Here is a 23,034-nt window from a genome sequence, read left to right as displayed (position 1 = left end):
GTTACAGGCGCGTGCATTCGAGGATGCAGTGCGTGTATGGGATGCGCAGCAGGTCGCTACGTATGTGCGTATCGACCCGCTCGAATGCCTCGTGCGCCAGGCTGGTGTAGGCCCCGGGGGCGCGGATGTTCTGGCCGCGGTCGCGCAGCACCAGCGCCCGACCGATGGCCGATTGGTCGTCCACCAGGGTGCCGTCGAGGGACACGGAGCGTGCTCCCGGCCTCTGCTGGTCGCGCGCCGTGCGGAGAAGCTTTGCCGCGAGGTCGTCGTCCAGGTGGTGCAGGACGCCGATCGCCAGCACGATGTCCGCGGCGGGCGCGCCATCGGTCGGGTGGTAGTCGGCGATATCCATGCATTCGAACGTGCCATGGCCAGGGTGGCGAGCGCGCGCGGCATCGATGTAGCGTGGGGAGGGATCGAAGCCGTGGTAGTCGATCCCCCGCGGGAGGACCTCCAGCAGCTCCCCGGTGCCGCAGCCGATGTCGAGTATCACGTCGGTTCGGCCCGGATATGGTCCAGTACCAGCAGCCGCCTGGATCTCCCCGCGCCGAAGACCGCCTGTACGAAGTCGTACACGGCCGGATTCGAGAGGACCGCATGGAGGCCGTCGGTCTGTTGTGCCATTTCAAGGGGCGCCCGAGCGGGAAAGTACGATGACGCCGGCGATGATCAGCGACGTGCCGGCGATCTTATGCCAGTCCATTCCCTCCCGGAAGGCCCACATCGAGATCACCGCCACCAGGGGGAAACTCAGCGCGGTGAAGGGATACGCCTTGCTCAGCGGCATCCTGCCGATGGCGGCCATCCAGAACAGCGAGGCGCCGAATGCCGCGGCGAACGCGCTGATCACCCAGGGGTTGAGCAGGAGGGTGACCAGGGCGCGGAGGTTGAGGTTCTCGATGGTCGCCCCAGGGTTCAGCCCCACCTGCCATTTGAGCACGACCTGCCCATAGACAGTCAGCAGCACGGTTAATGCGATGAAGACATAACTCATTGACGTGTTTCCTGCGCGTAGCCGTCTGGCATTGCCCACAAGCTGATTGTTTAAGAGTTCCCAAGGCACGAAGCCTGGCGAGCCGGGGAGAAAGCCTGATCATGCCCACTTGCGCGGCATCTCAGGATTTCTTGAATCGATGCCCGACTTGGACCGTGCCAAGTTTCACCCGGTGCGGCCGCATGTGCGGCTGGAGCCGTTCGGCGAGGAACTGCCGTAGCCCAGCGAGGTCCACCTCGGCCCCCTGGTTCTCCTCGACGAGGAGCTCGACGTGCTGGCCGGTGATGGGATTGTTCCTGGCCACGGCCTTTGCTTGTGAGACACCAGGAAACTCGAGCGCGTGGCGCTCGATCTCGGACGGCATGAACTTCAGTCCGCCCACATTGATCACGTCGCTTACTCGCCCGGTCACCTTGATCATGCCATCGCGTGACTCGACGATGTCCTTGGTGTCGTACCAGCCGTCCGCGTCAAAAGGACTGGGTGCGTTCAAGTATCCAAGCATGCGCGTGGATGACTTGATCTTCAATACGCCGTCGTCGATCCGGGTCTCGACGCCTTCACCGCCGATCTTCATGAACAGGCTGTCGCGAGCCTCCGATTTGACCCGCAGGATGCCGAGCTCCGACATTCCAAACGTCTGCCGGAAATCCACGTCCGGAAGCAGGTCGCAGAGTTCTTGCAACGTCGGTTGGTCCATGCGCTCGGTGCCGTACGTGATCACCCTCACCGAAGGCGGAAACGTCCGCGTGAGACCACTCATGAGGATCATGCGCAGGAACGTCGGAGTGGTCGGCAAGACCTCCACCTCGTAGCGACGGCAGGTTTCCAGCACGCCAGAAACGGTGCGGTCCGTGGGGGATATCACCACGCCGCGATTGAAGATCGTGTGCAGCAGTGTGTTGATCCCACCAATATGGTCAAACAGGAGGAAGTTGAGTGTGCGAAAGGTTGGGCGCGGTGTTTCGAATCGGCGCAGGAACAGCGTCATGTCATGCAGGATTGCCTTCGGGCGCCCGGTGGTCCCGGTGGAGAATAGGACCAGGCCCGCGTGGCGCTGCTCACGCAACTGCTCGACCAGCGGATTGGCGCCGGCATTCGTCCGGCGGTGAGTGCGAGTCCCGTCAACGACAACGTCAACGCCCGCCGTGTCGAAGAAATACTCGTGATCGTGTGCCGTTTCGCGGGTGAGCGGCACGAGGATCGCGTTGAGGTCGATAAGGCGCAGCAGCGCGGAAATCGATGCAGGTTCGAAGTCGCCAATGAGCGCGACCACATCGCCGGGCCTGACCTGGCTTAAGTCGATGCTCTGGTCCTGCTCGATGTCCGAGAAGTGCAGTTCGCGATCGCCGTAGACAAGGAACGGCGTGCTGATGCCTTTCCAGCGTTCAGAAAGTCGTGAAACGAGCGTCATCAGGCTCCTCCGATGTGAATCACCTGGCCGGTTACCGCGCGTGCGGAACCGGACAACAACATGTCGACCGTATCGCATACGGCGTCGGAATCGAAAACTCTGCGGAAGATCTGTTGCTGGACGATGGCATCGATCTGCGCGTCGCTGATTCCCTTGAGCAATCCCGTGCGGATGGGGCCGGGCGCGATGCAGTTGACCGTGATCCCGAAGTCGGCCATTTCCCGCGCGAAAGCGCGCGAGAATCCCTCCACGCCGGCCTTTGACGCCACGTAGATGGACTCGCCCTTCAGCCCGAGATGGACAGCAATCGTGCTGAAGTTGATGATCACCCCCTTCTTGTTGCGGAGCATCAGGGGGGCGATCGTCTGGCAAGCGAAGATCGAGCCCATCAGGTTGGTTTCGATGACCCGGCGGGTCACGGCTTCCGGGGTGGTCACTGCCAGGTTCATCGATGCGACGCCGGCGACATTGAGCAGAGCCTCGACCTCGACCTTATCCTTGCGCAGGCGACTGGCCAGGTCACGCCAACCCTCATAGGAGGTCACATCCATCTCGTGCCGTGGATACATGGCGTCGGAATGACCTCGTGCGATGCCAAGGACGTCCTTTCCCCGAGCCCGGAGGTGGTCGCAGACTGCAGCGCCAAGGCCGCGGCTCGCGCCGGTGACCAGTATCATGCGCGGGCCGCCGCCTGCTGGCTGGAAAACTCCGCCGCAAGCGCTCCGGCGCTCCGGAACATGCTGCGGGAGCGGGACATGGCAGTTTCCGACGTCCAGTCGAACACGAAGCCGTTCTCTCCGGCCAGGTCCTCCAGCTCGACACAAAGCTCAACGAGCTTGATCGAGTCCAGGATCCGCCCGTCGCCGATCAGGGCGGTGTCGGCGGTTACCTCGGCTTCGAACTCGGAAAGCGACCCGATGAGGGCGAAGATGCGCGGGGTGAGATCGTTCATTGATGCTCCGTCATTCATGTGGATTTGGATGCCATTTCCTGAAGCCGAAATGTGTTGACACGACCTGAAACCCAAGCTTGAGGTAAAGGTTGATGACAGGCACGTTGGCGGCCGACAGCATGGCCTGGTAGCGCTTCGCCCCCTGCTGGTTGAGCCGCTGCAGCGCATTGATCCATAGCGGGAGGGCCAGCATCGGATAGCGTGAAGACACACCATAGAGGATGAGGTTCGCCGTGTGGGTCTCCGCGTCGATACTATCCGCGCAGAAACCCACCAGAGTGTCGTTCAGGGATATACCATGCAGTTGGCGGTTGCGGGCCAGGTCCGAAATCCAGTTAGCCGTGCGTAGGTGGGCGAGGTCACTGTCCAGCGTCGGATCCTCGAGAAAGCGGCCGTGCGCAAAATCCTCTACGCCGATTCTTGCCAGGTCGTCCAGGTGCGAGGACTGCGCCAGGCTGCTGTGCAGTTGCAGGGACCCCGGCACGCGAGGCCATTGTTCTGTGCGGGGCCTGCCGACCATCAGCGACGTCTCGATGAATTGGTAACCGGCTTCCTGGAGGGACTGTCGCTGGGTCGCGGCGTCGGCGCCGATGCGTCCGAAAGAGTAGCGAACGCCCTCGCCGGTCATCCATTCGTCCACCATGGCTATCAGTGGGTCGAGATGGTCGGTGCCTTCGATCTTCAGTATTTCGGCGGTCCTGAAGCCGAATGCGCGTTCGTCCCAGGGTGTCAGGCGGACCCGGGCTTGGTTCGAACCGCTATGCAGGATGCGTTCGCTCATCGTTCAGCGAACTCGCTGATGATAAAGCTCGGGCGCCGCTGGGCATTACGGAAAACCTGTCCCACGTACAGGCCGACGATGCCGAGGCTGAAGAGGATCAGGCCGGCCACCAGCCAGAGCGAGGCGATGATGCTGGTGAAGCCGGCTACTGCCACATCGCCGGCAAGCCATTGCGTAACCGCAAAACCCGTGAGGAAGAATGACAGCAGCGCCGCGATCATCCCTGAAACGGCCACCACCCTCAGCGGCTTCTCGGAATAGCTGAGCGAAATCTCGAGTGCCAGGCGGAGCAGGCGCCGCAGGCTATAGCTGCTCTTTCCCTCCTGCCGCCTTGCGTGTTCGACCGGCATGGTGGCTGTCTTGAAGCCGACCCACTTGACCATCAGGGGGAAGCACTTGTCGCGCTCCGGCATCTGAAGGACGGCATCGATGACCTTGCGCTGGAAAATGCCGAAGTTCGCGGTGCTGCTGTCCTGCGGGATGCCCGTCAACCAGCTCAGGATCTTGAAGAAGCCCCAGGACGACAGGCGCTTGGGGATCGAATCCTTGCGGTTCTGGCGTTGCGCGAAGACCACATCGAGTCCGTCATGGCGCGCGCGCCGATACAGATCGGGGATTGCGGCCGGGGGATCCTGCAGGTCGCAATCCATCACGACCACCCATTCGCCACGGCTGGCGGAGAGTCCCGCGGTGATCGCCGGGTGTTGCCCGAAATTGCGCGAGAGGCGTACTCCGCGGATCTCGGGGTGCAGGCTGGCCAGCTCATGGATGCGCGACCATGCGCCATCAGGGCTGGCGTCGTCCACGAAGATCAGTTCGTGATCCTGGTCAACGCTGCGCATTGCAACCGCGATTTGCTGGGCGAGCTCCTCGAGGCAGCCGACACAGCCATAGACGGGGACTACAACAGAGATATGCGGCTTCCGCATTAATGTGTCCTACTGAGCGGCGATCGGAACGGCGGGCGAGTCCGATGTTGCCTGGTTGCCGGGAACCTGCTCCCGGGCCCGAGTCCGCATCACCCTAGCCGTTCTTCCAGTTCCGGCAGCAGCTGGAACAGGTCGCCCACCAGCCCGATGTCGGCCACTTCGAAGATCGCCGCTTCCGGGTCCTTGTTGATCGCCACGATCGTGCCGGCGTCCTTGATGCCGGTCAGGTGCTGGATCGCGCCGGAAATGCCGATCGCCACGTACAGCTCCGGGGCGATGATCTTGCCGGTCTGGCCGACCTGCATCTCGTTGGGGCAATAACCGGCGTCGACCGCGGCGCGCGAAGCGCCCACCGCCGCGCCCAGCCTGTCGGCCAGGCTGTAGACGATGCGGAAGTTCTCTTCCGAGCCGACGCCGCGGCCGCCGGAGACGACGCGGCGCGCGCTCTGCAGGTCGGGGCGGTCGGAGCTGCCGGCGGCCAGGCCGACCCAGCGGGTGTGCGAGGGCAGGGTGGCGTCGGCGCTGGCCGGCTCGACCGGAGCGCTGCCGCCCTTGCCTGCTTCCGGCCAGGAGGCGGTGCGCACGGTGGCGACGACCGGCTGGTCGGCGGGTGCCTGCACCGTGATGACCGCGTTGCCGGCGTAGATCGGCCGCTTGAAGGTGTGGCTGCCCTCGACCGCCATCAGGTCGGACACCTGGTTGACGCCGAGCAGCGCGGCGACCACCGGCATCAGGTCCTTGCCGAAGGTGGTGGATGGACCGAAGACGTGGCTGTAGCCGGCGGCCAGCTGCGCGACCTGCGGGCCGAGCACCTGGGCCAGGGCATGGGCATTGGCCGGGTTGGCCACGGCCAGGACGCGCGCGACACCGGCAATCTGCGCCGCTTCGGCGGCCACCGGGGCCGGATCGGCGGCCAGCACGACCACGTCGATGGCCTCGGGCGACAGCGCCTGGGCGGCGCTGACGGTGCGCGCGGTGGACGCGTTGAGCTTGCCGTCCAGGTGTTCGGCGACGATCAGGACCTTGGCCATCACAGCAACCCCTTCTGCTTCAGTGCGGCGACCAGTTCGGCCGCGTCCTTCACCATGACGCCCTTGCTGCGCTTCGCGGGCGGGGCGTAGGTCGTGGTCTTCAGTTCGGCACCGGCGTCCACGCCGAGATCGGCGAACGGGAGCGTCTCCAGCGGCTTGCCCTTGGCCTTCATGATGTCCGGCAGCTTGATGAAGCGCGGCTCGTTCAGGCGCAGGTCGGTGGTGACGACGGCGGGCAGGTCGACCTCGAGGGTTTCCAGCCCGGCGTCCACTTCGCGGGTGACCGTGGCCTTGCCCTCCGCCACCTCGACCTTCGAGGCGAACGTGGCCTGCGGGCGGCCCCACAGCGTGGCCAGCATCTGGCCCGTCTGGTTGGCGTCGTCGTCGATGGCCTGCTTGCCCAGGATCACCAGGTCAGGCTGCTCCTTCTCGACCAGCCGGAGCAGGGTGCGGGCGGCGGCCAGCGGCTGGACCGGCTGGTCGGCGACCACGTGGATGGCCCGGTTCGCGCCCATCGCCAGGCCGTTGCGCAGGTGGGCCTGGGCGTCGGCCGGGGCGATCGTGGCGACCACGACCTCGGTGGCGATGCCCTTGTCGCGCAGGCGCAGGGCTTCTTCCAGGGCGATCTCGTCGAACGGGTTGGGCGAGAGCTTGACGCCCTCGGTGACCACGCCGGAGCCGTCCGGCTTGACCTGGATGCGGACGTTGTAGTCCACCACGCGCTTGTAGGCGACCAGGATCTTCATCGTGCGGGGATTCCTTCCGGATGGCTTGGGACGGCCCGGCCGCGGCGGCAGGCCCGGGGCGGACCGCCGATTCTACCGGGTGGAGGGGGTCCATGCGATCGGGTATGGTCTCCGTCTTCCGGGACCGGGCTCAAGGTTTCCGCGCCCTCCGACCCGATCGGTTCAACCCGGAGACGCTATGCTAACGGCCCCTGGATTTTCAGCTCCGCCCGCGGATTAGGAGTCTTGCTTGGCAACTTGGTTGGTCACCGGCGGAGCCGGCTTCATCGGCGGCAATTTCGTACTCGAGGCGGTCGCCAGGGGGGTGCGGGTCGTCAATCTCGACGCACTGACCTATGCGGGCAACCTGGACACGCTGTCCTCGCTCGAAGGCCATCCTGGCCACGTATTTGTCCACGGCGACATCGGCGACCGGGAGCTGGTGGCCCGGCTGCTGGCCGAGCACCGCCCCGATGCGGTGGTGAACTTCGCCGCCGAGAGCCACGTGGACCGCTCGATCGACGGGCCGGCCGCGTTCGTCCAGACCAACGTGGTCGGCACCCTGGGCCTGCTGGAGGCCGTGCGCGACCACTGGAAGGGCCTGGAGGGTGCCGCCAGGGACGCATTCCGCTTCCTGCACGTGTCCACCGATGAGGTCTACGGCACCTTGGGCGAGACCGGCAAGTTCTCGGAGACGACCCCGTATGCGCCCAACTCCCCGTACTCCGCCTCCAAGGCCGCGTCCGACCACCTGGTCCGCGCCTTCCACCACACCTACGGATTGCCGGTACTGACCACCAACTGCTCCAACAACTACGGTCCGTACCACTTCCCCGAGAAGCTGATCCCGCTGGTGATCGCCAAGGCGCTGGCCGGCGAGCCGCTGCCGGTCTACGGCGACGGCAAGCAGGTGCGCGACTGGCTGTTCGTGGCCGACCACTGCGAGGCCATCCGCACCGTGCTGGCCAAGGGACGGGTGGGCGAGACCTACAACGTCGGCGGCAACTCCGAGAAGCAGAACATCGAGGTGGTGCAGGCGATCTGCGCCCTGCTGGACCAGCGCCGACCGCGCGAGGACGGCCAGCCGCGCAGCAGCCAGATCACCTACGTGGCCGATCGCCCGGGGCATGACCGCCGTTACGCGATCGACGCTTCCAAGCTGAAGGACGAGCTTGGCTGGGAGCCGCGGTATACGTTCGAACAGGGCATCGCGACCACCGTGGACTGGTACCTCGAACACCAGGACTGGGTGCAGCGCGTGCTGGACGGCAGCTACCGCCTGGAGCGCATCGGGGTGGCCGCGTGAGCGCGCGCAAGGGCATCATCCTGGCCGGCGGTTCCGGCACCCGCCTGTACCCGATCACCCGCGCGATCAGCAAGCAGCTGCTGCCGGTCTACGACAAGCCGATGATCTACTACCCGCTCAGCGTGCTGATGCTGGCGGGCATCCGCGAAGTGCTGATCATCAACACCCCGCACGAGCAGGCGCTGTTCCAGGCGCTGCTGGGCGACGGCTCGCAATGGGGCATGCGCATCGAGTACGCGGTGCAGCCCAGCCCGGACGGGCTGGCGCAGGCGTACCTGATCGGGCGCGAGTTCGTCGCCGGCCAGCCCAGCTGCCTGGTGCTCGGCGACAACATCTTCCATGGCCATGGCCTGACCGCCCTGCTCAAGCGCGCCGATGCGCGGAAGGACGGCGCGACCGTGTTCGGCTACTGGGTGCGCGACCCGGAGCGTTACGGGGTGGCGGATTTCGATGCGCAGGGCCGGGTGGTCGGCATCGAGGAGAAGCCGGCCCAGCCGCGTTCCAACTATGCGGTGACCGGCCTGTATTTCTACGACGGCAAGGCCAGCGACTATGCCGCCGAACTGAAGCCGTCGCCGCGCGGGGAGCTGGAGATCACCGACCTCAACAAGCGCTACCTCGAGGACGGCCAGCTCTACCTTGAGCAGTTGGGCCGGGGCTATGCCTGGCTCGATACCGGCACGCACCAGTCGTTGCTGGAGGCTTCGACGTTCATCGAGACGATCGAGGCACGACAGGGCCTGCGCGTGTGCTGCCCCGAGGAAATCGCGTTCGGCAATGGCTGGATCGACGTGGCTGCGCTGGAGAAGCTCGCCGCGCCGCTGGCCAAGAACGGCTACGGACAGTACCTGCTCGAACTGGCCCGGCGTGGCACGGTGGTCCGGTGAAGCTGGTCGAGACCGGCCTGCCGGGCTGCCTGGTAATCGAACCGGCGGTATTCGGCGACGAACGGGGTGACTTCTTCGAGACCTGGAACGCGGAGCGTTTCGCACAGCACGGCTTGCCGGCGAAGTTCGTGCAGAGCAACGTGTCCACGTCGGTCAAGGGCGTGTTGCGCGGACTGCATTACCAGTGGCCTCGCCCGCAGGGCAAGCTGGTCGGCGTCCTGGAAGGCGAAGTCTACGACGTGGCGGTCGACATACGCCGCGGCTCGCCCACCTTCGGCCGGTGGGAAGCGGTGGTCCTGAGCGCGCAGAACCGTCGCCAGTTCTGGATACCGGAAGGCTTCGCGCATGGCTTCGCCGTGCTCTCCGAGCGCGCGGTCTTCAGCTACCTGTGCACGGACGTCTACGTGAAGGACGCCGATGCGGGTTTGCGCTGGAACGACGGCGACATCGGCGTGGACTGGCCCTTGTCCGCTCCGTTGCTGTCGCCCAAGGACGCCAATGCCCCGCTGTTGGCCGACGTCCCCGCGGATCGCCTGCCGGTCTACGCCGCATGACACGGCTGCTGGTGGTCGGCGCCACCGGCCAGGTCGGCCGCGAGTTGCTGCGCAGCCTGAAACCGCTTGGCGAGGTGGTCGCAACCAGTCGGGACGGGCGCCTGGAGGACGGCAGCGCCTGTCAGGCCGTCGACCTGGCCGATCTTGCCGGCCTGGAACGACTGGTCGACCGGATCAAGCCGTCGGCGGTGATCAATGCCGCCGCCTATACCGCGGTGGACAAGGCCGAAAGCGATCAGGAGGCGGCCTTCGCGGTCAACGGGCAGGCACCGGGCGCACTGGCACGTGCCTGCGCGCGGGCCGCGGTTCCGTTCGTCCACTACTCCACCGACTACGTCTTCGACGGGCAGGGCGCCGTGCCCTACCGCGAGGACGCGCCGACAGCGCCGCTGGGCGTGTACGGCGCCAGCAAGCTGGCGGGCGAGGAGGCGGTGCGCGCCGCTGGTGGCCAGCACCTGATCCTGCGCACGGCCTGGGTGTACGCCGCGCACGGCCACAATTTCCTGCGGACCATGCTGCGCCTGGGCTCCGAGCGCGACGAACTGCGCGTGGTCGCCGACCAGGTCGGTTCGCCGACACCGGCGGCGCTTATCGCCGATGTCACCGCCATGGCGCTCTCGCAGGCATTGGCTTCCGCACGGACCAGCGGTACCTGGCACCTGGTGGCGGCAGGAGAAACCAGCTGGCACGGGTTTGCCGAGGCGATCTTCGAGGACGCCATCGCCGCCGGCCTGTTGCCGCGCGCGCCGCGCGTGGTGCCGATCACCACGGCCGACTATCCCACTCCGGCCAAGCGACCCGCTTATTCGCGTCTGGATACGTCCGGCCTCGAGCGCGATTTCGGCGTCGAGTTGCCCGATTGGCGGCAGGCCCTCGCGCGGGTGATCGACGAGCTCGTCCAGGCGCGCTGAGGCCAGCGACCGCAGGGTCGAACCTGTGCTGGCCGGTCCAGCTGCCTGGCCCTGACCCATGCCTGCCTGCGCGGCAGGCTTCGATCGCCGCTCCGCTCAGGTCCGGCCGTAGGTGTCCTCGAACCGGACGATGTCGTCCTCGCCCAGGTAGCTGCCGGACTGCACCTCGATCAGCTCCAGCGGCAGCTTGCCGGGGTTCTTCAGGCGGTGGGTCACGCCCAGCGGGATGTAGGTGCTCTGGTTCTCGGTCAACAGGATGACCTCGTCGCCGCGGGTGACTTCGGCGGTGCCGGACACCACGATCCAGTGCTCGGCGCGGTGATGGTGCATCTGCAGGCTCAGGGTGGCGCCGGGCTTGACCGTGATGCGCTTGACCTGGAAGCGATCGCCGTTGTCGATGGAATCGTACGCGCCCCACGGGCGGTAGACCTTGCGGTGCCAGGTGGCCTCCGCCCGCCCTTCGCGCTTGATGCGGGCGACGACTTCCTTGACCTCCTGCATGCGCTGGCCGTTGCCGACCAGCACCGCGTCCGGCGTTTCGACGACGATGACGTCGTCCAGGCCGACCAGTGCGACCAGGCGCTCGCCGTAGGCATAGGTATTGCGGCAATCGATGGCGATGACGTCGCCATGATGGGCGTTGCCGTCGGCGTCCTGCCGGGAGACCTCGCGCAGCGCGGTCCAGGAACCGACGTCGCTCCAGCCCGCATCCAGCGGAACCAGGGCCGCGTCGGCGGTCTTTTCCATCACCGCGTAGTCGATCGAATCGGATGGGACCGCGGCGAACGCGTCCCTGTCCAGGCGGACGAAATCCAGGTCGCGGCGGGCCTGCTCCCAGGCGCGCCGGGATGCGTCCAGGATCCGGGGATTGAACGTCTGCAGCTCGGCCAGGTAGCGCGAGGCCTTGAACAGGAACATGCCGCTGTTCCAGAAGTACTCGCCCGAGGCGACGTAGGCCTGCGCGGTGGCGAGATCGGGCTTCTCGACGAAGCGTTCCACGGCGCGGACGCCGGCGCCTGACATGGCCTTGATGTAGCCGTACCCGGTTTCGGGACCCGCCGGCACGATTCCGAACGTGACCAGCTTCCCGGCCACCGCGGCCGGAAGAGCCTGCTTCACCGCGTGCTGGAACGCCGTTTCATCATTGATCACGTGGTCCGAGGGCAGCACCAGCAGGACCGCATCGTCGCCATCGCGGGTGGCCTCGAGCGCGGCGACGGCGATGGCGGGCGCGGTATTGCGGCCGACGGGCTCCAGCAGGATCGCCTGCGGCGTCGCGCCGACCTGCTGCAACTGTTCGGCGGCGACGAAGCGATGTTCCTCGTTGGCCACCACCAGGGGCGCACGCCCGGCCAGCGGCGCGACCCGATGCCAGGTGGCCTGCAGCATGGTCAGTTCGCCGGCCAGTGGCAGGAACTGCTTGGGATAGGCCTCGCGCGAAAGAGGCCACAGCCGGGTGCCGGAGCCACCGGACAGGATCACGGGAAGGAGTTCGTTCATGTCGACACCGCCGTTTCTGGAGTCAGTTCGCGATCAGCTGGGAAAGATCGTCCGTGCGGGCCTGCAACAGGCCGGCGTCGCCACGCGCCTCGACGTTCAGGCGCAACAACGGCTCGGTGTTGGAGCTGCGCAGGTTGAAGCGCCATTGGCCGAAGTCGGCGCTGACGCCGTCAGTATGGTCGAGCACCGGCGACTGCGGCGCGTAGTGGGCGAGCACCCGGGCCACGGTCGCCTGGGCGTCCGCCACCCTGAAGTTGATCTCGCCGCTGCAGGGGAACTTGTCCATCCGCGAGCCGACCAGTTCGCCAAGGCTGCGGCCGGTGCCGGAGACCAGGCCGGCGATGAGCAGCCAGGGGATCATCCCCGAGTCGGCGTAGGCGAATTCGCGGAAATAGTGGTGCGCGCTCATCTCGCCGCCGTACACCGCGTCCTCCGCGCGCATCTTCTCCTTGATGAAGGCGTGCCCGCTCTTGCACAGCACCGGGACGCCGCCGGCTTCCTCGACCTGTTCGATGGTGTTCCAGACCAGCCGCGGGTCGTGGACGACCTTGCCCCCCGGATTCTTCGCCAGGATCGCCTGGGCGAGCAGGCCGACCAGGTAATAGCCCTCGATGAAGCGGCCGGCCTCGTCGAAGAAGAAGCAACGGTCGAAGTCACCATCCCATGCGATGCCGAAATCGGCGCCGTGCTGACGCACCGCGTCCGCGGTGGCCTGGCGGTTGCCAGGCAGCAGAGGATTGGGGATGCCGTTGGGAAAGCTGCCGTCCGGCTCATGGAACACTCGCACGAACTCGAACGGCAGGTGCGGCGCGAGCAGGTCCACGATCGGGCCGGCGCCGCCGTTGCCCGCGTTGACCACCAGCTTCAGCGGCTTGAGCGCGGGCACGTCGACGTAGCCGAGCAGGTGGGCGATGTACGCGGACTTGTCCGCATGCACCTGTTCGCCGGCGACGGGTGGGGCCGCGGGCGCGTCGTCCGCCTGGACCGCGTCGGAAATCGCGAACAGTCCCGTGTCGGAGGAGATGGGGCGGGCGTGCTCCTTCACCAGCTTCATCCCGTTGTAGTCCATCGGGTTGTGGCTGGCGGTCACCATCACGCCGCCGGCGGCACCCAGGTGGTCGACCTGGAAATAGACCTCCTCGGTCCCGCACAGGCCGATGTCCAGCACGTCGCGGCCCTGGCTGCGCAGACCGGCCGACAGTGCCGCCTGAAGCCCCGGGCTGCTCAGCCGCACGTCGTGGCCCAGGACAACCGGGCCATCACCGAGCCGGGCCGCGAGGGCCACGCCGATCCGGCGCGCGAGTTCGGCGTCCAGTTCGTCCGGCACGCGGCCGCGGATGTCATAGGCTTTGAAGGCGGGCAGTGGCATCGGGGTACCTGGGCGGTCGGATCGACGATTCTAGCCGTTCCGGTGCTGTTCCCAGCCCCACGGGGGCGGCACGCCGGCCTCGCCCTCCATTGCCCGAAGGTACGTGTCGCGCCGCAGCACGCGCCGCTAGAATCCGGGTCTTGGAACTCCAGACGAGGGCAGGCATGGCCGCTTCCAAACTCTATCCCGACGCGAAATCCGCGCTCGCCGACCTGGTCGCCGACGACCAGACGCTGGCGGTCGGCGGTTTCGGCCTGTGCGGCATCCCCGAGGCGCTGATCGCGGCCCTGCGCGATTCGGGCGTGAAGGGCCTCACCGCCATCTCCAACAACGCGGGCGTGGACGGCTTCGGCCTGGGCCAGCTGCTGGCCACCCGGCAGATCCGCAAGATGATTTCGTCCTACGTGGGCGAGAACAAGGAATTCGAGCGCCAGTACCTGGCCGGCGAACTGGAACTGGAGTTCAACCCGCAGGGCACCCTGGCCGAACGCCTGCGCGCCGGCGGCGCGGGCATCCCGGCGTTCTTCACCGCCACCGGTTACGGCACGGTCGTGGCCGAGGGCAAGGAAACCCGCGAGTTCGACGGCAAGCAGTACGTGATGGAGACCGCGCTGGTCGCCGACGTGTCGCTGGTCAAGGCATGGAAGGCGGACACGGCCGGCAACCTGGTGTTCCGCAAGACCGCGCGCAACTTCAACCCGGCCTGTGCCATGGCCGGCAAGGTCTGCGTGGCCGAGGTGGAGGAGGTGGTGGAGGTCGGCGCGATCGACCCGGACCAGGTCCACCTGCCCGGCATCTACGTCGACCGCATCGTGCACAACCCGACGCCCGAGAAGCGCATCGAGCAGCGCACCATCCGCCAGCAGGAGAACAAGTGATGGCCTGGACCCGCGACGAGATGGCGCAGCGCGCCGCCCGCGAGCTGACCGACGGCGCCTACGTCAACCTGGGCATCGGCCTGCCGACCCTGGTCGCCAACCACATCCCCGAGGGCGTGGACGTGTGGCTGCAGTCGGAGAACGGCCTGCTCGGCATCGGCCCGTTCCCGACCGAGGACGAGGTCGACGCCGACCTGATCAACGCCGGCAAGCAGACCGTCACCGCGCGTGCGGGCGCCAGCTACTTCGGCAGCCACGATTCGTTCGCGATGATCCGCGGCGGCCACATCGACCTGGCGATCCTCGGCGCGATGCAGGTGACCGACCGGGGCGACCTGGCCAACTGGATGGTGCCCGGCAAGATGGTGAAGGGCATGGGCGGGGCAATGGACCTGGTGGCCGGGGTCAAGCGCGTGGTGGTGCTGATGGAGCACACCGCCAAGAACGGCGAGCACAAGATCCGGCCCGAGTGCACGCTGCCGCTGACCGGCGTGGGTGTGGTCGACCGGATCATCACCGAGCTGGCGGTGTTCGACGTGACCGATGCCGGGCTCAGGCTGGTCGAATCCGCGCCCGGCGTTGACGCTGCGGAGCTGGCGGAAAAAACCGGGGTGGTATTCGTCGCCTGACCAGGTGGCGGGTGGCGGTCAGGCAGCCGAGGCGCTCACCAGGCAACTGGCGCCGAAGGGAATCCGACCGCCCCGGCGGATCCGTCGTGTTTCGATCGCGAGGATCCTGTCCAGGAGGTCGATGGCCATCCCGTTGCCTCGCTTGCCATGCTCCACCTCCGGCGGGAGCAGGCCGTCGCGCCCCAGGCCCAGCCTGTACGGCAGGGCCCGCAGCAACAGTTGCGGCAGGACCAGCGGCAAGAAGATGAAGCTGAGGTAGTCGATCCGGAACAGGCCGTCCAGCAGCGAGACCATGCTCGCGGTGGTGTGGCGCCGGAAATGGCCGGCGGTGACGTCTGCCTGCGACCACAGCCAGTCGTGGCACGGCACGGAGAGATAGAGCTTGCCTCCGTGCGCAAGCAGTGGTGCGATCCCCACGAGGAACCCGCGATCGTCCTGGATGTGTTCGATCACATCGAACATGCCGATGGCACCGAAGCTGCCATCCTTGAACTGGCAATCCTCCATGCGGGCGCACGCGACGTGCGGCAGGTGGCGGCGCATGCGGGCGTTCCTCGCGCCTTCGGGGCCCGGCTCCACCAGGAGCACGTCGTGCCCGTCCGCCTCGAGGCGCTGCGCGACATAGCCATTCCCACCCCCGAGGTCCAGGAAGGTTCCGCCCGGATGCGGATGGCACTTCACCATCGCGGAGATGCATTCGCTGCGATGCCGAAACCAGAACGAAGCATCTTCGACCCCGAAGCACTCGGCGTGTCCGTGGCTGGCGTAGGAGACCTTCGCCGTGGATCCAGGCGTTACGTAGATGCCGTCCGCATCCGGCTGCAGGTTGGAACTGATGTCCTGGATGCGCATGACGTGTCAGCTCCTTGCCGCCGGGTGCGGCGCTACAGGTTCTGGTAGTTCGGCCCCGAACCACCCTCCGGCGTCACCCAGGTGATGATCTCGTACGGGTCCTTGATGTCGCAGGTCTTGCAGTGCACGCAGTTGGCCGCGTTGATCTGCAGGCGTCGGCCAGCGTCGTCCTCGACCATCTCGTAGACGCCGGCCGGGCAGAAGCGGGTGCACGGATTCGCGTACTCGACCGTGCAGCGCTCCACGCAGATCGAGGTGTCGGCGACCTTCAGGTGCACCGGCTGGTCTTCGTCGTGTTCGGTGGCGGCGTAGTACACGCCCTGCAGGCGGTCGCGCGGGGCCAGGGTGCGGTCGACGTAGTCGCGCCTGGGCGACTCGTGCTCGGCCACCCTGTCCAGCGAGCACCAGTCGGCCTTGCCCCCCAGCGTCCATGGCGAAGCGCCACCGACCGCGGTTTCCCACGCGGCGTTGGCCAGGCCGAACCACAGGCCCCGCTTGAAACCGGGCTTGATGTTGCGCACCCGCTTCAGCTCGGCCATCGCCTCGGAATCGCGCAGCTTCGCGTCGAAGCCCGCGGGCTGCAGGCCGTTCCCGGCCAGGTGCTCGGCGGCGAGCATGCCGCTGCGGATCGCCTGGTGGGTGCCCTTGATCTTGGGCACGTTGAGCAGGCCGGCGGTGTCGCCGACCAGCAGGGCGCCGGGCATCTCGACCCTGGGCAGCGCCTGGTACCCCCCGGTGACGATCGCGCGCGCGCCGGCGGAGAGGATGCTGCCACCCTCCAGCAGCGGCTTGATCAGCGGGTGGTTCTTCCATTGCTGGAAGGCTTCCCACGGCCTGTACTGCGGGTCGGCATAGTCCAGCCCGCTGACATAGCCCAGCGCGACCTGGTTGTTCTCCAGGTGGTACAGGAAGCTGCCACCGTAGGTGGCGTTGTCGGCCGGCCAGCCCAGCGTATGCACGATCCGTCCGGGTACGACCCGGCCTTCCGGCACCTGCCACAGTTCCTTGATCCCGATCGAATAGCTCTGCGGATCGCTGTCGGCATCCAGCCCGAAGCGCTTGACCAGGCGCTTGGTGAGGTGGCCGCGCGCGCCTTCGGCCAGCACGGTGACCTTGGCCCGGATGTCGATGCCGGCGGTGTAGCCGGGCTTGTGCGAACCGTCGCGGGCCACGCCCATGTCGCCGATGCGCACGCCCAGCACGGTGCCGTCGTCGGCGTGCAGGGTCTCGGCGGCGGCGAAGCCGGCGTAGATCTCCACGCCCAGCGCCTCGGCCTGCGGCGCCAGCCACGCGCACATCGCGCCGAGGCTGACGATGAAGTTGCCGTGGTTGCGCATGCCCGGCGGCACGATCGGCGACCTGCGCCCGCCGTCCTGCGTCAGGAACCAGAACTCGTCCTCGCCGGCCGGCACGCACACCGGCGGCGGGTTGTCGCGCCAGCCCGGCAGCAGCGCGTCCAGCGGCCCGGGCTCGATCACCGCGCCGGACAGGATGTGCGCGCCGACCGTGCTGGCCTTCTCGATCACGCAGACCGAGATCGCCGGGTCCAGCTGCTTGAGGCGGATCGCGAAGGCCAGGCCCGCCGGCCCGGCGCCGACGGTGACGACGTCGTACTCCATCACGTCGCGCTCGACATCGGCGGCAATCGTGCTGGCTTCGTGCTGCGTCATTCCCCGGCTCCGGCTGGCTTGCGATGGCTGGCGGACATTTTCGGGGTTCGGCGCGGGCGGGGCAAATGCGGCCCGGTCAGGCCGCTGCTAGCGTGGGGGGCATGGAATGGACCGATTTCGACCTGCCGGACGCGCAGGTACGCCTGGCAAGGGGCTGGCTCGCGCCCGCTGCGGCCGCCGCGCTGATGCAGGCGCTGCTGCGCGAGGTCCCATGGGAAGTGCACCGGATCCGCATGTTCGGGCGCGAGCTGGCGTCGCCGCGCCTGAGCTGCTGGATCGGCGATCCGGACGCGAGCTATCGCTACTCGGGCAGCGTGTTCCAGCCGCGGCCCTGGCCTCCGGCCCTGGCCGCGCTGCGCGACCGGCTGCGGGACGAGCTGGAGCTGGAGTCCAACAGCGTGCTGGCCAACCGCTACCGGGGCGGCAGCGACGCGATGGGCTGGCACAGCGACGACGAACCCGAGCTGGGGCCGGCGCCGGTGATCGCCTCGGTCAGCCTCGGCGCGACCCGCCGCTTCCTGCTGCGCCATCGCCGCGATCCGGCACGGCGGCTGGCGCTGGACCTGGAGCCCGGCAGCCTGCTGCTGATGTCGGGCCCGACCCAGGCCCACTGGAAGCACGCGCTGCCGCGCACCTCGCGTCCCGTGGACGAACGGATCAACCTGACCTACCGCCGGATCCGGCCGCGCTGACCGCATGCGCGGGTGGCGACCGCCGAGGCGTTCCGCCACGGCGGCGACGCGCCGGGGCGGGTGGCTGGTCCCTGCCGTCAGCGGGCCGGATGCGCCTGCACGTCGCCCTGGCCGTTGACCAGCGCCCAGCCGGCGATCTCGACCGAGATGGAGCCCAGCGCGCGACCGAACGCCTCGGTGACCGTGCCCACGTCGGTGGAGGGCGACGGCTCCTCGCGCAGGAAGGTCTGCCGGGCGACGATGCGCTGGTCGCGGTTGTTGAGCAGGGTCGCGCTGATCTCGATCGTCGCCAGCGGCAGCGCGCCGCCGCGGTAGTCGGACTCGAAGCGGCGCACGTCCAGCGCGAGGCGGTAGTCCGAGCGCATGCCGGTCGCCAGGCGGCCCACCCCGGCGATCTTCCCGGAGTCCTCGAGCACCCGCAGGACGCTGGCCTCGATCATGTCGGTCGGCGGCTGCGCCCAGGACGAGCCGCGGTACACCTGCAGTTCGCCCGGCGCCGGGCGGACCGCGATGCGCGGGCTGTCGACGAGGCGCGCGGCGGTGGGCTTGGCGATGGACAGCTGCCAGTCGGCCCGTGGCCACGACGGATCGGGCTGGACCGCCACCTGCGGCGAGTAGATCGTGACCGGCTCGCGCTTGCCGCCGCCGAGCAGCGAGCATCCGCCGAGCGCGAACAGCAGGGCCAGCGACGCGAACGCGCGCAGCGGACGGGAGGGCGCACGGTGCTTCATTGCGGGTCGTACTCCTTCGGTGCGTCGCGCCCGAGCAGGTAGCGCGAGGGATTGTTCTCGAGCCGGTCGCTGATCTGGCGCAGGTCGCGGATCAGCCCGCGCAGTTCGGTCAGGGTGGGGCCCAGCTGGGCCAGGCCCTCGTTGGCGAAGCTGTTGATGGCCGCGCGGTTCTCGCTGAGGATGCCATCGGCATTCCCGGCGGCCGAGTCCAGCCGCGCCAGGGTCGAGTCGAGCTTCTCGATCAGGCCCGGCAGCTCGCGCACCAGGTTCTGGTCCACGCGCTGGACCGTGGCGTTGGTGTTCTGGAGGGTTACGTCCAGGCTGCGCGCCGCGTCGCGCGCGCTGACCAGCAGCGCCTCCATGCCCTGGTCCTGGCTGGCCATGCTGCCGCTGATCCGCTCGATGTTCTCGAGCGTGCGGGCCACGTGCGCCACGTTGTCGTCGCTGAGCACCTGGTCCAGGCGCTCGACGATCCGGCTGGCGGTGTCGGTGATGTTCTGCAGCGCCGAGGGGCTGGTCTGGATCACCGGCGTCTCGCGCTGGTCGACCGCGGTCAGCAGCGGCGCGCCGGGCGTGCCGCCGGAGAGCTGGATGATCGACGGGCCGGTCAGGCTGGTGATCGCCATCTTGGCGCGCGTGTCGGACTTCACCGGCGTGGTCGCGTCGGCGCGGATGATGGCCACCACCCGCCGCGGGTCCTGCGGGTCCAGCGACAGCTTCTCGATCGAGCCGACCGATATGCCGTTGTACTGGACCGGGCTGCCGACCGACAGGCCGGTCACCGCCTCGTCGAACACGATCATGTAGCGCTGCCAGCTGCGCTCGGACGAGTACTTGGCGGCCCACAGGCCGAACAGCAGCAGCGCGATCGACACCACCAGGGTGAAGGCGCCGATCAGCACGTAGTTGGCGCGGGTTTCCATGGTTCAGTCCGCCTCCGTCGCGGTGGCACTGGCATTGCGGGCGGCGCGGGCGCGCGGGCCGTGGAAGTATTCCTGCACCCACGGATGGTCGAAGCGCTCGACCTCCGCCAGGGGGGCGTTGACCACCACCTTGCGGTCGGCGAGCACGGCCACGCGGTCGCAGATAGCGTACAGGGTGTCGAGATCGTGTGTGATCAGGAACACGGTCAGGCCGAGCGCGCGCTGCAGGGTCAGCAGCAGGTGGTCGAACGCGGCCGCGCCGATCGGGTCCAGGCCGGCGGTCGGCTCGTCCAGGAACAGCAGGGGCGGGTCCAGCGCCAGCGCGCGCGCCAGGCCGGCGCGCTTGCGCATGCCGCCGGACAGCTGCGAGGGCAGCTTGTCGATCGCGTCGGCCGGCAGGCCGGCGAGCTTGACCTTGAGCAGCGCCAGCTCGTAGCGCCAGCTCTCGGGCAGGTCCGGATGGTGCTCCTTGAGCGGCACCTGCACGTTCTCGCCCACGCTCAGCGAGGAGAACAGCGCGCCGTCCTGGAACAGCACGCCGGTGTTGCGCTCGATGTGCAGGCGGTCGGCGCTCCCGCCCGACAGCGCATCGGCGCCGAGCACCTCGATGCTGCCCTCCGCGGGCTTCTGCAGTCCGAGGATGCTGCGCATCAGCACCGACTTGCCGGTGCCCGAGCCCCCGACCACGCCGAGGATCTCGCCGCGCCGGACGTCCAGGTCCAGGCCCTCGTGCACGTTCTGGCTGCCGAAGCGGTTGGCCAGCCCGCGCACCGTGATCGCGTTGTCCGCTTCCGCCTGCGCCATCTCACCAGTCCATGTGCATGAACCACAACGCGGCCAGCGCGTCGATGATGATCACCAGCGAGATGGTCTGCACGACGCTGGACGTCGTGCGCTCGCCGACCGACTGCGCCGTGCCTTCCACGCGCAGGCCTTCCAGGCAGCCGATCAGGCCGATGATCATCGCGAACACCGGCGCCTTGGACATGCCGACCAGGAAGTGCCGCACCTCCATCGTTTCCTGCATCCGCCCCAGGTACATCTGCGGGGGGATGTCCAGGTCGAACGCGCCCACGGTGATGCCCCCGGCCAGGCCGGCCATCATCGCCACGAAGGTCAGCAGCGGCAGGGTCACCAGCAGCGCCAGCAGGCGCGGGATCACCAGCAGGTCGACCGGGTCCAGGCCCAGGGTGCGGATCGCGTCGATCTCCTCGCGCGCCTTCATCGCGCCGATCTGCGCGGTGAACGAGCTGGCGGTGCGGCCGGCGACCACGATCGCGGTCATGAGCACGGCCAGTTCGCGCAAGGTGGCGATGCTGACCAGTTCGACCACGAAGATCTCGGCGCCGAAGTCGCGCAGGATCGTCGAGCCCAGGAACGCGATCACCGCGCCGACCAGGTAGGACAGCAGCGCCACCAGCGGCACCGCGTCCAGGCCGACCTGTTCCATGTGCGAAACCGTGGCGGTGAGGCGGAAGCGGCGCGGCTGGCGCGCGGTGCGCACCAGCTTGACCAGGTTTTCGCCGGTGAAGCCGACCAGCTCGACGATGTTGCGCACCACCATATGGGTGGCGCGGCCCAGGCGCTCCAGCGCGGCGGCGAAGCCGTAGTCGCGCCGCCGCCGCGGGCGGTCGTCGGCCACATCCTCGATCACCTGCACCAGGGCCGCGTGCTGGTCGCTGAAGACCAGGTGCTCGCTGTCCAGCCCGCGGCGGTGCGCGAAGCGCATCAGCTGCATCACCCCGGCCGAGTCCAGCCGGGCGATGCCCGAGGCGTCCACGACGGTGGCGTCTTCGGGGATGGCGCGCAGCTGCTCGGAGATGTCCACCGCATGCGCAAGCGTCCAGCGCCCGGACAGGGAAATCCTGCCGGGTCCGTCCTGTGCCTGTTGCCAGCGGGGGGGAGAGACGGTCTCGTCGATCATGGGCGGTTCCGAGCGGCGAGCATACCCGGAAGGGCCGTGCAGGTGCCGTCGCTGCCCGCCGCCGCGGCCCGGCCCGGTGCGGCCCGCCCGCCGCGGAACCTGCGCGCCGGCTTACCGGCGATACTAGGCCGATGGATGCCACCGCCCGCCCGACCGCCAGCTATGCGCAACGCATCGCCTTCGTCTGCGAGATGGCGGCGCGGCTGCATCGCTATGGCACCACCGCGCAGCGGCTGGAGGCGACCATCACGGCCCTCTCGCAACGGCTGGACCTGGAATGCGAGGCCTGGTCCAACCCGACCGGCCTGATCCTGAGTTTCAACGACCCGGGCAAGCCGCTGGGCAGCAGCGACGCCACCCGCGTGATCCGGCTGGCCCCGGGCGAGAACGACCTGCACAAGCTCAGCGAAGCCGACCGCATCGCCGAGGCCGTGGCCTCGGGCCAGATGAGCATCGCCCAGGGCCACACCGCCCTGCGCACGCTCGACCGGGCGCCGACGCGGCGCGCACGGGTCATGCAGGTGCTGGCGTTCGGGCTGGCCGCCGCTTCGGTCGCGGGACTGTGGCGCCTGCCGTGGCTGGACATCGCCACGGCGGCGGTGACCGGCCTGCTCATCGGCCTGCTGGACCAGTTCACCAGCCCGCGCCCGGCGCTGAAGGAGGCGTCCGATGCGCTGGCCGCGCTGATCGCCGGCACCGTCATCACCCTGGTGGCGGCCCTGGCCGGCCCGCTCAACCTCAATTCGGTGGTGATCGCCTCGCTGGTGGTGCTGCTGCCGGGTATGGCGATCACCAATGCCATGAACGAGCTGACCAGCCAGCACTGGGTCTCTGGCACGGTGCGCTTCGCCGGCGCGTTGACCACGGTGATGAAGCTGACGGTCGGCGCGATCATCGCGGTGGAGCTGCTGGACGTGCTCGGCGTACAGCCGCAGGTGCGTGCGCTGCGGCCGCAGCCGGACTGGGTGCAGTGGCTGGCGATGGTGCTGGCGGCCTTCGCCTTCGCCGTCCTGTTCAAGGCCCGCAAGCGCGACTATCCCTGGGTGATGGGGGCGGCGATCGCCGGCTACCTGATCGCGATCAATGCCGGGCATGCCTGGGGCGGGCCGGCCGGCATCTTCCTCTCGGCGCTGACCCTGACCGCGGCGGGCAACGCGTTCGGCCGCTGGGCGCAGCGGCCCGGTGCGCTGATCCGCCTGCCTGGCATCATCATGCTGGTGCCCGGCAGCGCCAGCCTGCGCGGGCTGTTGACCCTGGTCCAGCAGCAGGACGTGGACGCGGGCCAGAGCGCCCTGCTGGGCGTCACCAACATCGTGATGGCGCTGGTGGCCGGGCTGCTGTTCGGCAACCTGCTGATGCCGGCGCGCAAGAACCTGTAGCGC

The 23,034-nt window shown here is 68.1% G+C and carries 25 protein-coding genes; 8 read left to right on the top strand and 17 right to left on the bottom strand.

Annotation, left to right across the window (positions count from 1 at the left end):
• Position 1 precedes the first annotated feature (1 nt).
• From ACA089_RS09250 to ACA089_RS09210, 9 genes are all read right to left on the bottom strand, one after another.
• A complete protein-coding gene (locus ACA089_RS09250) occupies positions 2-493 on the bottom strand; it encodes a class I SAM-dependent methyltransferase (protein ID WP_372016043.1) in 492 nt (163 codons plus the stop codon).
• A gap of 132 nt (positions 494-625) precedes the next feature.
• Positions 626-994, bottom strand: coding sequence for an EamA family transporter (locus ACA089_RS09245; protein WP_372016041.1), 369 nt, complete (start codon positions 992-994; stop codon positions 626-628).
• A gap of 121 nt (positions 995-1,115) precedes the next feature.
• Positions 1,116-2,408 (bottom strand): class I adenylate-forming enzyme family protein, encoded by a 1,293-nt coding sequence (locus ACA089_RS09240; RefSeq protein ID WP_372016038.1) that lies wholly within the window; start codon positions 2,406-2,408, stop codon positions 1,116-1,118.
• Entirely contained in the window at positions 2,408-3,085 is a 678-nt protein-coding gene (locus ACA089_RS09235; RefSeq protein WP_372016035.1) for an SDR family NAD(P)-dependent oxidoreductase, read from the bottom strand. The genes ACA089_RS09240 and ACA089_RS09235 overlap by 1 nt, the downstream gene beginning before the upstream one ends.
• Complete coding sequence (locus ACA089_RS09230; RefSeq protein ID WP_372016032.1) at positions 3,082-3,360, bottom strand: hypothetical protein; 279 nt, start codon at positions 3,358-3,360, stop codon at positions 3,082-3,084. The genes ACA089_RS09235 and ACA089_RS09230 overlap by 4 nt, the downstream gene beginning before the upstream one ends.
• A 10-nt stretch (positions 3,361-3,370) precedes the next feature.
• Positions 3,371-4,141, bottom strand: coding sequence for a hypothetical protein (locus ACA089_RS09225; RefSeq protein ID WP_372016029.1), 771 nt, complete (start codon positions 4,139-4,141; stop codon positions 3,371-3,373).
• On the bottom strand, positions 4,138-5,070 hold the full coding sequence (locus tag ACA089_RS09220; protein ID WP_372016027.1) for a glycosyltransferase family 2 protein: 933 nt from the start codon (positions 5,068-5,070) through the stop codon (positions 4,138-4,140). Before ACA089_RS09220 ends, ACA089_RS09225 begins: the two co-directional genes overlap by 4 nt.
• Before the next feature lie 89 nt (positions 5,071-5,159).
• Positions 5,160-6,101, bottom strand: a complete 942-nt coding sequence (locus ACA089_RS09215; protein ID WP_372016024.1) for an electron transfer flavoprotein subunit alpha/FixB family protein — start codon at positions 6,099-6,101, stop codon at positions 5,160-5,162.
• On the bottom strand, positions 6,101-6,847 hold the full coding sequence (locus tag ACA089_RS09210) for an electron transfer flavoprotein subunit beta/FixA family protein (RefSeq protein WP_372016021.1): 747 nt from the start codon (positions 6,845-6,847) through the stop codon (positions 6,101-6,103). The genes ACA089_RS09215 and ACA089_RS09210 overlap by 1 nt, the downstream gene beginning before the upstream one ends.
• A gap of 229 nt (positions 6,848-7,076) precedes the next feature.
• On the opposite strand from ACA089_RS09210, the gene rfbB reads away from it, so the two are divergent.
• Genes rfbB through rfbD form a run of 4 tightly spaced genes read left to right on the top strand, consistent with a single transcriptional unit; the run spans position 7,077 to position 10,484 of the window.
• Positions 7,077-8,132: a dTDP-glucose 4,6-dehydratase gene (gene rfbB, locus ACA089_RS09205; RefSeq protein WP_372016019.1), complete on the top strand. Its 1,056-nt coding sequence runs from the start codon at positions 7,077-7,079 to the stop codon at positions 8,130-8,132.
• Positions 8,129-9,019: a glucose-1-phosphate thymidylyltransferase RfbA gene (rfbA, locus tag ACA089_RS09200; protein ID WP_372016016.1), complete on the top strand. Its 891-nt coding sequence runs from the start codon at positions 8,129-8,131 to the stop codon at positions 9,017-9,019. Before rfbB ends, rfbA begins: the two co-directional genes overlap by 4 nt.
• Positions 9,016-9,573 carry a dTDP-4-dehydrorhamnose 3,5-epimerase gene (rfbC, locus tag ACA089_RS09195; RefSeq protein ID WP_372016014.1) on the top strand — a complete coding sequence of 186 codons (558 nt, stop codon included), beginning with the start codon at positions 9,016-9,018 and terminating at the stop codon, positions 9,571-9,573. The genes rfbA and rfbC overlap by 4 nt, the downstream gene beginning before the upstream one ends.
• On the top strand, positions 9,570-10,484 hold the full coding sequence (gene rfbD / locus ACA089_RS09190) for a dTDP-4-dehydrorhamnose reductase (protein ID WP_372016011.1): 915 nt from the start codon (positions 9,570-9,572) through the stop codon (positions 10,482-10,484). The genes rfbC and rfbD overlap by 4 nt, the downstream gene beginning before the upstream one ends.
• 96 nt (positions 10,485-10,580) lie before the next feature.
• On the opposite strand, the gene ACA089_RS09185 is transcribed toward rfbD, so the two are convergent.
• Together ACA089_RS09185 and ACA089_RS09180 are read right to left on the bottom strand one after the other, a co-directional pair.
• Positions 10,581-11,984 (bottom strand): mannose-1-phosphate guanylyltransferase/mannose-6-phosphate isomerase, encoded by a 1,404-nt coding sequence (locus ACA089_RS09185; RefSeq protein ID WP_372016008.1) that lies wholly within the window; start codon positions 11,982-11,984, stop codon positions 10,581-10,583.
• Between the two features lie 22 nt (positions 11,985-12,006).
• The gene (locus tag ACA089_RS09180) at positions 12,007-13,353 is read right to left on the bottom strand and encodes a phosphohexomutase domain-containing protein (protein ID WP_372016005.1); all 1,347 of its coding nucleotides are present in this window, start codon (positions 13,351-13,353) and stop codon (positions 12,007-12,009) included.
• 164 nt (positions 13,354-13,517) lie between these two features.
• Here ACA089_RS09180 and ACA089_RS09175 point away from each other — a divergent pair, with 164 nt between their 5' ends.
• Complete coding sequence (locus tag ACA089_RS09175) at positions 13,518-14,231, top strand: CoA transferase subunit A (RefSeq protein ID WP_372016002.1); 714 nt, start codon at positions 13,518-13,520, stop codon at positions 14,229-14,231.
• Positions 14,231-14,860, top strand: coding sequence for a CoA transferase subunit B (locus ACA089_RS09170; protein ID WP_372015999.1), 630 nt, complete (start codon positions 14,231-14,233; stop codon positions 14,858-14,860). The genes ACA089_RS09175 and ACA089_RS09170 overlap by 1 nt, the downstream gene beginning before the upstream one ends.
• An 18-nt stretch (positions 14,861-14,878) precedes the next feature.
• On the opposite strand, the gene ACA089_RS09165 is transcribed toward ACA089_RS09170, so the two are convergent.
• Positions 14,879-15,712: a class I SAM-dependent methyltransferase gene (locus ACA089_RS09165; protein ID WP_372015997.1), complete on the bottom strand. Its 834-nt coding sequence runs from the start codon at positions 15,710-15,712 to the stop codon at positions 14,879-14,881.
• A 32-nt stretch (positions 15,713-15,744) separates the two neighbouring features.
• The gene (locus ACA089_RS09160; RefSeq protein WP_372015994.1) at positions 15,745-17,382 is read right to left on the bottom strand and encodes an electron transfer flavoprotein-ubiquinone oxidoreductase; all 1,638 of its coding nucleotides are present in this window, start codon (positions 17,380-17,382) and stop codon (positions 15,745-15,747) included.
• 101 nt (positions 17,383-17,483) lie between these two features.
• Between ACA089_RS09160 and ACA089_RS09155 the strand changes: the two genes are divergently transcribed.
• Positions 17,484-18,074 (top strand): alpha-ketoglutarate-dependent dioxygenase AlkB family protein, encoded by a 591-nt coding sequence (locus ACA089_RS09155; RefSeq protein ID WP_372015993.1) that lies wholly within the window; start codon positions 17,484-17,486, stop codon positions 18,072-18,074.
• Positions 18,075-18,151: 77 nt separating this feature from the next.
• On the opposite strand, the gene ACA089_RS09150 is transcribed toward ACA089_RS09155, so the two are convergent.
• The 4 genes from ACA089_RS09150 to ACA089_RS09135 are packed head-to-tail and all read right to left on the bottom strand — an operon-like array spanning position 18,152 to position 21,652.
• The gene (locus ACA089_RS09150) at positions 18,152-18,805 is read right to left on the bottom strand and encodes an ABC-type transport auxiliary lipoprotein family protein (protein WP_372015990.1); all 654 of its coding nucleotides are present in this window, start codon (positions 18,803-18,805) and stop codon (positions 18,152-18,154) included.
• Positions 18,802-19,728, bottom strand: coding sequence for an MlaD family protein (locus ACA089_RS09145; RefSeq protein ID WP_372015987.1), 927 nt, complete (start codon positions 19,726-19,728; stop codon positions 18,802-18,804). Before ACA089_RS09145 ends, ACA089_RS09150 begins: the two co-directional genes overlap by 4 nt.
• A 3-nt stretch (positions 19,729-19,731) precedes the next feature.
• Positions 19,732-20,532 carry an ABC transporter ATP-binding protein gene (locus ACA089_RS09140; RefSeq protein ID WP_372015985.1) on the bottom strand — a complete coding sequence of 267 codons (801 nt, stop codon included), beginning with the start codon at positions 20,530-20,532 and terminating at the stop codon, positions 19,732-19,734.
• A 1-nt stretch (position 20,533) separates the two neighbouring features.
• Positions 20,534-21,652: an ABC transporter permease gene (locus tag ACA089_RS09135; RefSeq protein ID WP_372015982.1), complete on the bottom strand. Its 1,119-nt coding sequence runs from the start codon at positions 21,650-21,652 to the stop codon at positions 20,534-20,536.
• 131 nt (positions 21,653-21,783) lie between these two features.
• Here ACA089_RS09135 and ACA089_RS09130 point away from each other — a divergent pair, with 131 nt between their 5' ends.
• Positions 21,784-23,031, top strand: a complete 1,248-nt coding sequence (locus ACA089_RS09130) for a threonine/serine exporter family protein (protein ID WP_372015979.1) — start codon at positions 21,784-21,786, stop codon at positions 23,029-23,031.
• Positions 23,032-23,034: the final 3 nt, after the last annotated feature.

Source organism: Pseudoxanthomonas fibrivorans (genome assembly GCF_041464125.1).
GTDB lineage: Bacteria > Pseudomonadota > Gammaproteobacteria > Xanthomonadales > Xanthomonadaceae > Pseudoxanthomonas.
This window is presented reverse-complemented; position numbering and strand designations above follow the sequence as displayed.